The following is a 13,967-nucleotide window of genomic DNA, read 5'->3' on the forward strand; positions in this document are numbered from 1 at the left end:
TTCACCTATTCTGCCGCAACCTGGCGCGTGTTTCCGATGTCTGCGCGCATGCCTTCGATCAGTTTCCGGATCTCCGGTTTGCAGCTCCCGCAATTGGTGCCAGCCCCCGTGGCCGTTCCGATCTGTTCGGCCGTCATGGCACCGGCTTCGACCGCCTCGCGGATTTTCCCCGTACCAACGCCCATGCAGGCGCACACAATCCTGCCGGCCGCTTCGCCTGAACCACTGCGTCCTGCGAGCAGCGCCTGGCGCGCAGGCCCCGCAACCACTTGCGACAGCTGCCCGCACAGCCAGGCCCGGTCGGCGGCGACAGGTCCTGTATCCAGGAAGCAGGCAAAGACCAGCCTGCCGGCCTCGTCGAAGACGGCACTGGCAAACTGGTTTGATCCGTATTCAATCGTGACCTGCTCGCCATCCGGCAGGAGCGGGCGAATAAAATCCCCGGCATTGCCGCATCCGGCCACTTCCAGCCGCCAGCCGCCGTCCGCCGGCGCAAGGGCCCAATACTCCGCCTGCGCGAGCATGGCTCGGTGCGGCTCGTTCCTGAAAACGGCAAAGCCCTGCCAGTCGAGATCCAGCGGCTTCAATCGGACGGGCGTGAACTTGGATTCCGGTTGTCCGGAAACAGGGTCGGTATTCGGCAGGACCAGGGCATCGATCCGGCCATTCCCTGTAAAACGGTCGGTCCAGTGCATGGGCACGAAAACCTCGCCCGGCGAAACCCTTTCGGTGCAGAGGACCCGCAACTTCGCAGCCCCCGCCGGACTGACGATCTTTGCGATACCGAACGCGCCAAGGCCGCAGGCACTGGCTGTCCCGGGGTGGACCTCGACAAAGGGCTCGGCAATGTGGTTGACGAGACGGGCCGCTTTGCCGGTCCGGGTCATCGTATGCCACTGGTCCCGGATCCGGCCGGTATTCAGCGCAAGCGGGAACTCAGCCGAACAGGCAGACGCCGGCGGGCGATAGGTGACGGGAAGGAACCGCGCCTTGTGGTCCGGCGTATAAAACCTGCCATCCGCAAAGAAGCGATGATGCGCAGGCCGGGCGGGCGCGTCCTTCGGCAGCGGCCATTGGAACGGCTCCAGCGCATCATAGTCCGCACGCGACAGGCTTCCGGCACCGCCGAGATCGAAATCGCGGCGGCCATCATTCTCGAACCCTGACAATTGGGCATGTTCACGGAAAATCTCGTCCGGCCCGGCAAATTCAAACCCGTCAAATCCCATTTCGCATGCGACCTGGCAGATCGCCTGCCAGTCATGGCGGGCTTCCCCGGGCGGTTTCAGGAAAGAGCGCTGACGGGAAATGCGCCGCTCCGAATTGGTGACGGTGCCCGACTTCTCCCCCCACCCGGTCGCGGGAAGGAGAATGTCCGCCAGGGCGGCTGTATCGGACGTCGAGGAGACTTCGGAAACGACGACCAGCGGACAGGCTTCAAGCGCGCGCCGGACCTTGTCCGCGTCCGGCAATGAGACAACCGGATTGGTCGCCATGATCCAGATCGCCTTGATCCGGCCGTCGGCGACCGCATCGAACATGTCGACGGCCTTCAGCCCGGGTGAGCTTGCGATCGAAGGCGCCTGCCAGAACCGGCCGACGCGCTCGATGCTTTCCTCGTCGAAATCCATATGTGCGGCGAGCTGGTTGGCGAGCCCGCCAACCTCCCGGCCGCCCATGGCATTCGGCTGGCCCGTGATGGAAAAAGGTCCCATGCCGGGCTGGCCGATCCGGCCCGTGAACAGATGCGCATTCAGGATCGCATTGACCTTGTCTGCGCCCGCCGAAGACTGGTTCACGCCCTGGGAATAGATCGTCATCGTCCGCCGGGTTTCTGCGAACAACCGATAGAATTGCTCGAGCACGTCCGGCGCAACGCCGGTAATCCCGGAGACATGGTGCAAAGTACAGGTCTCTGCCGCCTCGAGGGCGCCCTCTGCGCCTGTCGTATGCTGATCAATGAAACGGGTGTCCCGGTCCCCGGACCGGGCGAGATGGCGCAACAATCCGTTGAACAGGGCGACGTCGCTTCCGGGCCGGATGCGCAGGTGAAGATCTGCCGCCTCCGTCGTTGCCGTTTCACGAGGGTCAATCACGACCAGTTTGGTTCCCCGCCTGGATTTGGCCGCCAGGAGACGCTGATGCAGGACCGGATGGCACCAGGCGAAATTGCTGCCCGTGATGACGACAAGGTCTGCCTCTTCCAGGTCTTCATAACAGCCCGGGACCGTATCGGCGCCGAAGGCGCGCTTGTGTCCTGCCACCGACGAGGCCATGCAGAGCCGGGAATTGGTGTCGATATTCGCCGTTCCGAGAAAGCCTTTGGCAAACTTGTTGGCGACATAATAATCTTCGGTCAGGATCTGTCCTGAGACATAGAGCGCGACGGACTCCGGGCCATATTGGCTTATCGTGTCAGCGAATCCTTTCGCGACGGACCGGATCGCATCGCCCCATTCGGCGCGACGGCCGGCGATTTTCGGAAAAAGGACCCGTTCGCTGAGGGACATCGTGTCCCCGAGCGAGGTGCCTTTGGAACAGAGTTTTCCATAATTGGACGGGTGGCCTGGATCGCCCTCGACAGCCACCGGTCCACCACCTTCAGAGGCCGTCGCGAGGACGCCGCATCCGACCCCGCAATAGGGACAGGTCGTCTGGACCGCATCAGCCGGCGGACGCGGCAGGAGCCGCGCCTTCTTCTGAGAAGAGCGATCAGGCGTCAGCACGCCGGTAGCCGGATCCAGATCCGGCCATCTTCCCTGACCTCGACCGGATAGGTCTTCAGGCAGCCTTCATCGGCGCCGCGCGCCGCCCCGGTTTCGAGATCGAACACCCAGCCATGCAAGGGACAGGTCACGGCGGAATCATGCACAATGCCTTCAGACAGGGGGCCGCCCCTGTGCGGGCATTTATTGTCGGCGGCGAACACTTTCTGTCCCGCCGTCCGGAACACGCCGATCGTGCCGCCCGCATGACCGACCCGGCGGCTGCCGCGCACGGGAATGTCCTCCAGCGCGCAGATATCGTACCAGCGGTCCAGGGATCCGGATCCATCCATCTTTTCTACTCCGCAGGCTGCAGGACGTGGAATTCATGCGCGTCGACCGATCTGGACGCACGCTCCTCCCAGGGGTCGGTTTGCGAAAAGGATTGCGAATAGAGGAAGCGCTGATGGAGCGCGGCGCGATTTTCCGCGTCTTCCACGATCTGCGCGCGGATCCGGTCATGCCCGGCACGGGCCGCCCATTTGTAGATCCGCTCCAGGTACCAGCCCTGCTCGCGATAAAGCTGTAGCAAGGCACTACAGGTCTCGAGCGCCTCGGCTTCCGATGCGACCTTGCACAGGATTTCGGTTTTCAGCACTTCCATGCCTGCCGCGCCGGCGAAGTGGATCTCATATCCGCTATCGACGCAAACCACGCCGATATCCTTGCAGGTCGCTTCGGCGCAGTTGCGCGGACAGCCCGAGACAGCGAGCTTGACCTTGTGGGGGGTCCAGGCGCCCCACATCATCCTTTCAAGCTTTATGCCGAGCCCGGTCGAATCCTGGGTTCCGAACCGGCACCATTCCGACCCGACACAGGTCTTCACCGTCCGGAGGGATTTGCCATAGGCATGGCCGGAAACCATGCCGGCTGCATTGAGGTCGGCCCAGACGGCCGGCAGGTCTTCCTTCGGAACGCCAAGCATGTCGATCCTCTGGCCGCCGGTATATTTGACCGCGGGGATGTTGAACTTGTCCACCACATCCGCGATCGCCCTGAGCTCCGCGGCCGTGGTCATCCCGCCCCAGGCCCGCGGCACGACGGAATAGGTGCCGTCCTTCTGGATGTTGGCATGGACGCGTTCATTGATGAACCTGGACTGGTTGTCGTCGACATATTCACCCGGCCAGCTCGCCAGCAGGTAATAGTTCAGTGCCGGACGGCACTTGGCGCAGCCGCAGGAGGTTTTCCATTCCAGTTCCTGCATCACGGCCGGAATGGATTTCAGCCCCTGCGACAGGATCAGGCGGCGGACATCGTCATGGCCAAAATCCGTACAGGCACAGACGGTCTGCTTTCCGCCAGCGCTGAACGCATCGCCGAGCCTGAGCGCCAGAAGGCTTTCCACAAGGCCGGTACAGGTCCCGCAAGAGGAGGAAGCCTTTGTACAGGCACGAACCCCGTCGAGCGATGTCTGGCCCTTCTTGTCGATCGATTGCAGGATCTGCCCCTTGGACACGCCGTTGCAGCCGCAGATCTCTGCATCATCCGGCAAGGCTGCAACGGCCGCCAAAGGGTCCAGCGCAGGCCCTCCGGCAAAGGATTGCCCGAAGATCAGCGTTCGTCGCGCCTCGCTGCCGACCGGGTCTGCGGCCTTGATCTGCTGGAAGAACCAGGCCCCATCCGCCACGTCGCCATAGAGCACGGCGCCGACAATCCTGTCGTCCTCCAGGACGAGCCGCTTGTAGACGCCCTGCGCTGCATCCCGGAACACGATTTCTTCCCGGTTTTCTCCCTCGGCAAAGTCGCCTGCCGAGAACAGGTTGATACCTGTCACTTTCAGCTTGGTAGAGGTTTCAGTGTGAACGAATGCATGGCCTTCTTCACCTGCCAGCGCCAGGCCGCAAATCCGGGCCTGCTCATAGAGCGGTGCAACCAGCCCGTAGCAATTGCCTTCGAATTCAACACATTCGCCAACCGAATACACATCCGGATCCGATGTGCGCATCTGCGCATCTACCAGGATCCCCCGGCCCGTCTCCAGTCCCGCCTGTTTCGCAAGACCGGCATTCGGCCGGATCCCGACCGCCATCACAACAAGGCTTGCCGGTATTTCCGTCCCGTCCTCCAGGCGGACCGCTTCGACACGGTCCTTGCCGACGATCTCCTTCGTATTGGCCTCACAGCGGATATCGATGCCGCGCCCGGCCAGTTCCTTTGCGAGGAGATAGCCCGCGGACGGATCGAGCTGGCGCTCCATCAGGGTCGGCATGAGGTGCAGGACTGTCACATCCATCCCCTGCGCCTGCAACCCGGCGGCCGCCTCCAGTCCGAGAAGGCCGCCTCCGATCACCACCGCCCGTCCGCCGCTTTTCGCGGCGAGCAACATGGCGTTCACATCGTCGAGATCGCGATAGGTCAGGACACCCGGCAGGTCGTGTCCGGGCAGCGGGATGATGAAAGGATTGGACCCGGTGGCGATCAGCAGCTTGTCATAGGAAACCGTTTCTCCGGGTTCCGATGTCACCGTCTTGGCCTCACGGTCGATCTCCACGACCTTGTGGCCCTTGTAGAGCGTGATGCCATGTTCGATATACCAGCCATCCCCATGGATGACGATTTCTTCAAAGGACTGTTCGCCCGACAGGACGGGCGAAAGCATGATCCGGTTATAGTTCACGCGCGCTTCGGCATTGAAGATCGTGATGTCATAGGCATCCGGCGCCGTTTCGATCAGCGTTTCCAGGACCCGGCCGGGGGCCATGCCGTTTCCGATGACAACGAGTTTCTGAGGCATTCTCTGTCTCCTCTTCTCAGGCTACGCCTGCAGCGACGGGCGCCGGCTGTTCTGGTGACTCCGCAGATTGTCCTGGCGAAGGCGGATTGGCGCCGCCTTCATAGTCCTCGAGGAATTGCAGGACCTCTTCGCGGTAGCGGTAATAGTCCGGATGTTCGAGCAGCGCCTTGCGGGTGCGAGGTCGGGGGATATCCACATCCATGACCTTCCCGATCCTTGCATTCGGCCCATTGGTCATCATGACGACCCGGTCCGCGAGCAGGATCGCTTCATCGACATCATGGGTGACACACAGCGCGGTGACTTTTGTCCGTTGCCAGACTTCCATGAGGACTTCCTGCAACTCCCACCGGGTGAGGCTGTCGAGCATCCCGAAAGGCTCGTCGAGGAGGAGAAGTTTCGGAGAGAGAGCGAAGGCCCGCGCGATCCCGACTCTCTGGCGCATGCCATTCGACATGTCGGATGCGGCCGTATCCAGCGCGTCCCCGAGCCCGACTTTGGAAAGATAGTATTCGACCACCTGTTCGCGCTCGGCCTGGCTTGCATCCGGATAGACACGGTCCACCCCGATCGCCACATTCTGCTTGGCCGTCAGCCAGGGGAACAGCGAGGGTGCCTGGAACACGACGGCCCGGTCGGGACCGGCTGACGCGACTTCGCGATTGTCGAGAATGATCCCGCCGCTGCTGACATCGTTCAGGCCGGCCGTCATGGTGAGCACGGTTGATTTGCCGCAACCGGAATGCCCGATAATGGAGATGAACTCGCCTTTCCGGACTTTCAGGTCGAACCCGTCGACAACAGTGAGCGGCCCTTTCGGTGTCGGGTATACCTTGCTCGTATTGGAATATTCGAGATACCGCTCCTCGTGAAAGCCGGACGTCCCGGACGCATCGACATAGGCCTTCGGCTTGCCGACCGTGATCGGCGTGACATTCGGCAAGGGACGTTCGGTTTCCGCACGCTTCCTGGCAATGCCGATGTCCATGAGATAGGCGGTCACCTCGCGCCGGATCTTCTTGAAGGCATCGCTGTGATTGAGCTCTGTCCGCTCGCGCGGGCGCGGCAGGCCGACCTCGAAGGAAGGGCCAAGCGTGGCACCCGGGCCCGGGTTCAGCGGAATGATGCGGTCCGCTAGGAGAATGGCCTCATCGACATCATTGGTGATCAGCACGACCGTCTTGCGGTCCTGGATCCAGATGTCTGTGATTTCGTCCTGGAGATTGGCGCGGGTCAGCGCGTCCAGCGCAGACAAGGGTTCATCCAGCAGGAGCACCGCGGGGTCCATGGCAAGCGACCGGGCAACGGCAACCCTCTGCCGCATACCGCCGGAGAGTTCTGCCGGTTTCCGGTCCACCGCATGACGCAGGCCGACCATGTCGACATATTTGTCCGTGCGGGCCTGCCGGCTGGTCCGGCTTTCCGACGGGAAAACGGCTTTCACCGCAAGATCGATATTCTGCCACACCGACATCCAGGGCATGAGGGAATAGCTCTGGAAGCAAACCGCACGTTCCGGCCCGGGGCCTGTCACCGGCTTTCCTTCGAACAGGACCTCGCCCGAGTCCGGAGCCGTCAATCCGGCCATCAGATTGATCAGAGTCGACTTTCCGGAACCGGAGAAGCCGACAATGGCGACAAACTCCCCCGCTTCGATCTTGAGATCGATATCCTTGAGGACGTCTTTGCGAGAAGGTCCTTCTCCGAAACTCTTCGAAACGTTCCTGAGTTCTAGGACTGCCATGGTTCCCTCCGCACTCAACGGTTTGCCGAATAGGTGAACATGCTCTGGAGCGCGTACATCACACGGTCGAGCAGGAAGCCGATCACCCCGATCGTGAGCACGGCCACAATGATCCGCGCCAGGGATTGGGAGGACCCGTTCTGGAATTCGTCCCAGACGAATTTGCCAAGTCCCGGATTCTGCGCCAGCATTTCTGCGGCGATGAGCACCATCCAGCCGACCCCCAGCGAAAGGCGCATGCCGGTGAAGATGAGCGGCAGGGCCGATGGCAGGACAAGCTTGGTGACCTTTGTATACCAGCCGAGTTTCAGCACTTTCCCGACATTGACGAGATCCCGGTCGATGCTCGACACGCCGAGCGCCGTGTTGATCAGGGTCGGCCACAGCGAACACAGCGTGACCGTGATCGCGGATGTCAGGAAACTTTTCGGAATAGAGGAATCGCTCGCGACGGTCGCAGAGACAATCATTGTCACGATGGGGAGCCAGGCGAGCGGCGAGACCGGTTTGAATATCTGGATCAGCGGATTGAAGGCCGCATTCATGGCCGGTGACATGCCCATGACGATCCCGAGGGGCGCAGCAACCAGCGTCGCGAGGAAAAAGCCGAAGAACACGGTTTTGAGGCTGGTCCAGATCTGCTGGTAATAGGTCGGTTTGCCGGTATAGCTCCGCTTCACGATTTCATCGCCGCGCCCTGCCGCTTTCAGTCTCGCATTGACTTCATCGAGCCGCGCATAGAACGCTTGGGCTTTCGCCTGTTCCGCGACATGGTCCTTGTGCAGCACGATCGCTTGTTCTGCGACCGCAGCAGGCCCTGGTATGGCCCCGAGCGACGTCTTGACCTGCGGCGCAAGGCCTGCCCACAGCACGAGAAACATCAGTATCGAAATCACCGGGATACCGAGTCTTTGCCAGAGAAGCTTGAGATTCCCGGACGGGCTGTCTCCTGCGGCCATCATCAGGATCGGCGTGACCCAGCTCAGCGCCAGCACGTCCAGGTATTTGCTGGCTTTGTTGATCGCGAAGAAGACCCGTTCCTTGGACGCGGTTCCGGCGGGCTCCGGACTGGCTGCCTCGGGGGCCGGGCCAGCCTTCGGTTCAATCCTTTTGGCGGCAATGCTTCCCATCGTGAAGATCCTTGTCTTTTTGCTTCAGATTGGCGGTGGCCGCAGGGATACCGGCCACCGCCGCAGCGTCAGTTCTGGATAGCCTGGCCGCTCACGGTCTGGCCGTCTTTCAGGCCGATCGGGAGGCTGTCGATATAGGCGTTTGGCGCCCGGCCATCATAAGTGAGCCCATCGATGAATTCCGATGTCGGCTCGCGGTATCCGTCCGTGTCCCAGGGAAAATCGGCTTCCTCCGCAATCCCGTCATCGACCAGCGACCGGGCCGCAGCGAGATAGATGTCGGGGCGGTAGACCTGCCGGGCGGTTTCATCATACCAGGCATCGGCATGGGTCTCGCTGATCTGCCCCCAGCGCCGCATCTGCGTCAGGTACCAGACAGCATCGGAATAGTATGGATAGGTCGCATTATAGCGGAAGAAGACATTGAAGTCTGGCACGGACCGGACATCGCCCTTCTCATACTCGAACGTGCCTGTCATCGAAGCTGCGATCACCCTGGCATCGGCACCGACATATTCTGACCGCGACAGGATCTCGACCGCTTCGGCCCGGTTCGCATTGTCATCTTCATCGAGCCACATGGCCGCGCGAATCAGCGCCCGGGTGATGGCTTTGGTCGTGTTCGGATTTTCGGTGACGAATGCTTCGGTCAGGCCGAAGACTTTCTCTGGATTGTTTTTCCAGATTTCATAATCGGTGATGACCGGAACGCCGACGCCTTTGGCAACGGCCTGCTGGTTCCACGGCTCACCGACACAATAGCCATAGATGGTCCCTGCCTCGAGCGTGGCCGGCATTTGCGGCGGCGGCGTGACAGACAGGAGCGCATCGGCCTGGATCGTGCCCTGCACATTGTCAGGCGAATAGTAGCCGGGATTGATCCCTCCGGATGCCAGCCAGTAGCGCAGCTCGTAATTATGCGTCGAAACCGGGAACACCATTCCCATATTGAAGGGCTTGCCTTCGGACTTGTACTGATCGATCACGGGTTTCAGCGCTTCGGCGCGGATCGGGTGCTCCGGCTTTCCTTCCGCATCGACCGGAATATGCTCCTTCATCAGCTCCCAGACATCATTCGAAACCGTGATGCCATTGCCATTCAGGTCCATGGAGAAGGGCGTCACGATGTTCGCCGCGGTTCCATACCCGATGGTTGATGCAAGGGGTTGTCCGGCAAGCATGTGCGCGCCATCCAGCTCCCCATCGATGACCCGGTCGAGGAGGACTTTCCAGTTCGCCTGGGGCTCGAGCGTGACATAGAGGCCTTCATCCTCGAAATAGCCCTTTTCATAAGCGATCGCGAGCGGCGCCATGTCCGTCAGCTTGATGAAGCCGAATTTGAGATCTGTCTTCTCAAGGCCTTCCATCGGCAGGATGACCGGCCCGGACATCTCCTGGGTTGAAGAAGGATCAACCGGCGCGGACCCGCTGGGACCGCAGGCCGCCAGGATGAGCGCCGAAGCGAACAGGGATGCGAGCGGAACCTTCCGCGTCGATGAATTAAAAGTGAGGTGAACTGACATATTCAGACCTTCCGCTATTTCGCAGCGCTCATGCGCGCGATGAAAAACTTTCCCGGGATCCAGCGCAGCAAGCGCGATACCCTGCTCGAAAGTCCTTCGGCGGACGTCGAATTGACCTGTGACTTCGTCGTCACATGCCCCAGAATTGCAGACGCGAATGATCAGGCAAGGGCTGCCTGGCGAATTCACGCCATCAACACCCCTCTTTCTTCGCAAACGCACAATCCTTGGTCAGCCCGGCGTGCTTTTGGGCATTTTCCGGGCCGGCCGGCCGGCGGGGCCTGACCATTCGGACCGCCGCGGACTGCAATTCCATTCCTGTTGCAACGCGCTTTGCGTGTGAGCCCGAACACTCAGGCCTTGCGCTCAGGAACCGCTGAACCCGCGTGGCAACCTGGCACTTGTTTTGAGAATGAATTGCAGATACACGCACGGCTGATAATCATTCTCAACAAGGACAGAGCCTTGAAGACTTCGACCCGCCTGTTTCTCGCTGCCGGACTGACCGCCGGTATGGCCGCCCCCTGCGCCCTCGCCCAGACGCCTCCCCCCGGCGAGGAAGAACGCGTCCTCGACACGGTCATCGTCAAGGATTCCTCCCAGGTCGAACTGACACGTGAATATGCCGGCGGCCAGGTGGCGCGGGGCGGACGGGCCGGACTGCTCGGCAATCTCGACTTCCTGGATGCACCGTTCTCTGGCACGGCCTATACATCGGACCTGATCCTCACCCAACAATCCGACAGTGTCGGCGACGTCCTGCAGAACGACCCGGTGGTTCGCGTGGCCAAGGGGTTCGGAAACTTCCAGGAAGTCTATGTCCTGCGCGGATTTCCCGTCTATTCCGACGACATCACGCTGAACGGCGTCTATGGCATCCTGCCCCGCCAGTTTGTCGCGGCCGAGCTGCTTGAGCGGGTCGAAGTCTTCCGGGGCGCAAACGCCTTCATCAACGGCGCCGCGCCGGGCGGAAGCGGTGTCGGCGGAACCATCAACCTGGTCCCGAAGCGCGCGCCAGCTGATGGCGTACGCCGGGCAACCCTCGGCTATGAAACTTCCGGCCAGGCCTATGGCGCACTGGATATCGGGGACCGGTTCGGTCCGGCACAGGAATGGGGTGTCCGCTTCAATGCCGTGCTCCGCGATGGCGAAGCGGCTGTCGAGGACCAGGACCGCGCCTTGTCGGTGTTTTCACTCGGAACGGACTATGCCGGCGAGCGGTTCCGTTTCTCCGCGGACATCGGTTACCAGGACAACCGGATCGACGCGCCCCGTCCGCAGGTGACCCCGCTCGCAGGCGTGCCGACAGCGCCTGACAGCGACGCGAATTTCGCCCAACCCTGGACCTATACCGACGAGAAACAACTCTTCGGCGTGGTGCGCGGCGAATATGATTTCAATGAAGCTGTCACCGTCTGGCTGGGTGCCGGTGCCCGCAATGGCGAAGAAGCAAACGTGCTCGCCAACCCGAGCGCGGCCGGAGACGGTAGCCTGACCGCCTACCGCTTCGACAATACGCGCGAGGATGATGTCATCTCCTTCGATACCGGCCTCAGTGCTGAATTCCGGACCGGGCCGGTCGGCCACCGTGTCGTCGTATCGGCCTCTTCCGTCAGCCTGGAATCGAAGAATGCCTACGCCTTTTCAAGCTTCTTCACCCCCTTCGCAACAGATCTCTATAGCCCGGTCGACGTGGCCGCCCCGGCGGCAGATTTCTTTGTTGGCGGCAACCTCGCCAGTCCTCTGAAGACCGAAGAGGTCACCAACACCTCCTTTGCCATTGCCGACACATTGTCCTTCATCGACGGCCGCTTGCTGGCGACGGTCGGCCTGCGCCAGCAGGAGATCGACACAGCAAGCTTCGACTACAATACCGGCGCGGAACTTTCCGGATATGAAGACGACAAGATCACCCCGGCCTTCGGTCTCGTCTACAAGGCGACGGGCGAGATTTCCCTCTATGCCAATTATGCCGAAAGCCTCCAGCCGGGCCAGATCGCCCCGGCGACCAGCGGCGGCGTGACCATCCTCAATGCCGGCGAGGTGCTCGAACCCTTCACCGGTGAACAGGTCGAAGCCGGTGTCAAATATGATGGCGGCACTTTCGGCGCCACAGCCGCAATATTCCGCCTGACCCGCCCGAATGCGATTGTTGCGGAACAGGTGTTTTCCGCCTCCGGCGAGCAGGAAAATACCGGCCTCGAACTGACCTTATTCGGAGAACCCATGGACGGCCTGCGCCTGATCGGCGGCGCAACCTTCCTCGATTCAGAGCTTGCAAAGACCCAGAGCGGCCTCGACCAGGGCAACACCCCGATCGGCGTGCCGGAGATCCAGGCAAATCTCAACGCGGAATGGGAGGTCCCTGCGGTCGACGGACTGACCCTCGATGGACGGATCGTCTATACAGGCGAGCAATATGTAAACACGGCGAACACGGTGGAACTGGACAGCTGGACCCGTCTCGATATCGGCGCCCGCTACTCGCTCGATATTTCTGACCGCCCCGTCACCCTGCAGGCGCGGCTCGAAAACCTCACCGATGAATCCTACTGGGCTTCGACAGGCGGCTTCCCGGGGGCCAACTATCTGATCCTTGGCAATCCCCGGACGTTCAGCGTCTCGGCCTCGATCGACTTCTAGGAACGCAGCGCAAGATGATGCAGGCAGGAACAATCAGGGCGTGGAGCTGGGTCCATAAATGGACGAGCCTCATCTCGACCCTGTTCCTGCTCATGCTCTGCCTGACCGGGCTGCCGCTCATTTTCCATGACGAGATCGACACCGCGCTCAATCCGGAAAGCTGGCAGCCGGCACATCCAGGCGGGACACACCTGACGCTTGACGATATCCTCGACATCTCGCTCGAACACCGTCCGGGCGAGGTGCCGATCTTCATGAGTTTCGACATTGACCGGCCGGTCGTGAACGTCACCACAGGCCCCGCCGCAGACGCGCCGGGGCCTGACATGCACTTTGCCTCCTTCGATTTGACGAGCGGTGATCTCGTGCCACCCGCAGACCGCGGCGAGAGCGTCATGGAGTTCATTCTCCAGCTGCATACGGACATGTTCCTCGGATTGCCGGGCATGCTGTTCCTTGGCGCAATGGGATGCCTTTTCGTTGCCGCGATCATCTCGGGCGTCGTCCTTTATGCGCCTTTCATGCGCAAGTTGGATTTCGGCACGGTTCGCCGGCGCCAGTCCCCGCGCCTGAAATGGCTCGACTACCACAACCTCCTCGGCATCGTGACACTCGCCTGGGTCTTGGTCGTAGGTATAACGGGTGTCATCAACACACTCGAAACACCCATTATAGATACGTGGCGCACGAATGAACTGGCAGACCTTATTGCCGGCAATGAAACGGCGTTTCTTGCAGGACCGCGTGCCTCACTTGATGATGCTGTCCGGGAAGCGGTCAAACTGGCACCGGATATGGAACTTCAGTTTGTGGCCTTTCCCGGCAGCGGCTTTTCGACAGGCGCGCACTATGCCGTGTTCCTTCATGGCGACAAGCCGCTGACAGAGAATATCATCACGCCGGTCCTGATCCATGCCGGAACGGGTGAGATCGCCGGGCTCCGGCAGATGCCCTGGTATACAAAGGCCCTCTCCCTCTCCCGGCCATTGCATTTCGGGGATTATGGCGGCCTGCTCCTGAAACTCGTCTGGCTGGTCCTCGACCTCGTCACGATCATTGTTCTGGCAAGCGGGCTCTATCTCTGGCTCACCAAGCGGGAATCACCGCGCCGAAGGACGACCCTGTCTCATGAGTCCAATGCAGGCTCCGCATGACCAGGCGGGGTTCAAACAGGGAACGGCCGCGCGGCCTTGCCGTCATGTTCGCCGTGCCTGCAGCGCTGTTTGTGGTCAGTCTCACGGGCCTCGTCGCAGCGCTCCTGAAGGATGGCGGACTGGACACCCTGTTCGCACTGGCAGCCGGCGCTGGCATTCTGGCACTCGCGTGGGCCATATTCTGGAAACGCAACTGAGCGCCACAGGGGCAGCGTCCCAGTCGTGGGTCGCCGGATTCTTTCCCTGTCCTTGACCGGAGGATTTCCCGGCC

The 13,967-nt window shown here is 61.4% G+C and carries 9 protein-coding genes; 3 read left to right on the forward strand and 6 right to left on the reverse strand.

All coding sequences use genetic code 11. The annotated features are described in order from the left end of the window. Positions 1 to 5: 5 nt before the first annotated feature. The 6 genes from HY17_RS13605 to HY17_RS13630 all read right to left on the reverse strand — a co-directional run bounded on the left by HY17_RS13605 (position 6) and on the right by HY17_RS13630 (position 9,767). Positions 6 to 2,684: a nitrate reductase gene (locus HY17_RS13605; RefSeq protein WP_051600119.1), complete on the reverse strand. Its 2,679-nt coding sequence runs from the start codon at positions 2,682 to 2,684 to the stop codon at positions 6 to 8. A gap of 35 nt (positions 2,685 to 2,719) precedes the next feature. Continuing rightward, positions 2,720 to 3,058, reverse strand: coding sequence for a nitrite reductase small subunit NirD (nirD, locus tag HY17_RS13610; protein WP_034767401.1), 339 nt, complete (start codon positions 3,056 to 3,058; stop codon positions 2,720 to 2,722). Between the two features lie 5 nt (positions 3,059 to 3,063). Next, positions 3,064 to 5,502, reverse strand: coding sequence for a nitrite reductase large subunit NirB (gene nirB / locus HY17_RS13615; protein WP_034767404.1), 2,439 nt, complete (start codon positions 5,500 to 5,502; stop codon positions 3,064 to 3,066). Between the two features lie 16 nt (positions 5,503 to 5,518). Next, positions 5,519 to 7,246: an ABC transporter ATP-binding protein gene (locus HY17_RS13620; RefSeq protein WP_034767405.1), complete on the reverse strand. Its 1,728-nt coding sequence runs from the start codon at positions 7,244 to 7,246 to the stop codon at positions 5,519 to 5,521. A 14-nt stretch (positions 7,247 to 7,260) separates the two neighbouring features. Beyond that, positions 7,261 to 8,376 (reverse strand): ABC transporter permease, encoded by a 1,116-nt coding sequence (locus HY17_RS13625; RefSeq protein WP_081813153.1) that lies wholly within the window; start codon positions 8,374 to 8,376, stop codon positions 7,261 to 7,263. Positions 8,377 to 8,444: 68 nt separating this feature from the next. Further along, a complete protein-coding gene (locus HY17_RS13630; RefSeq protein ID WP_051600121.1) occupies positions 8,445 to 9,767 on the reverse strand; it encodes a CmpA/NrtA family ABC transporter substrate-binding protein in 1,323 nt (440 codons plus the stop codon). 645 nt (positions 9,768 to 10,412) lie between these two features. Between HY17_RS13630 and HY17_RS13640 the strand changes: the two genes are divergently transcribed. From HY17_RS13640 to HY17_RS13650, 3 genes are read left to right on the forward strand one after another with little or no spacing between them, the layout of a single operon-like run. After that, positions 10,413 to 12,542, forward strand: coding sequence for a TonB-dependent siderophore receptor (locus HY17_RS13640; RefSeq protein ID WP_051600122.1), 2,130 nt, complete (start codon positions 10,413 to 10,415; stop codon positions 12,540 to 12,542). A gap of 17 nt (positions 12,543 to 12,559) precedes the next feature. Then, positions 12,560 to 13,696 (forward strand): PepSY domain-containing protein, encoded by a 1,137-nt coding sequence (locus HY17_RS13645; RefSeq protein WP_034767411.1) that lies wholly within the window; start codon positions 12,560 to 12,562, stop codon positions 13,694 to 13,696. Next, positions 13,693 to 13,893 carry a hypothetical protein gene (locus tag HY17_RS13650; RefSeq protein WP_034767413.1) on the forward strand — a complete coding sequence of 67 codons (201 nt, stop codon included), beginning with the start codon at positions 13,693 to 13,695 and terminating at the stop codon, positions 13,891 to 13,893. Before HY17_RS13645 ends, HY17_RS13650 begins: the two co-directional genes overlap by 4 nt. Positions 13,894 to 13,967: the final 74 nt, after the last annotated feature.

The sequence above is a fragment of the Hyphomonas sp. CY54-11-8 genome (assembly GCF_000682735.1).
In the GTDB taxonomy this organism is placed as follows: domain Bacteria; phylum Pseudomonadota; class Alphaproteobacteria; order Caulobacterales; family Hyphomonadaceae; genus Hyphomonas.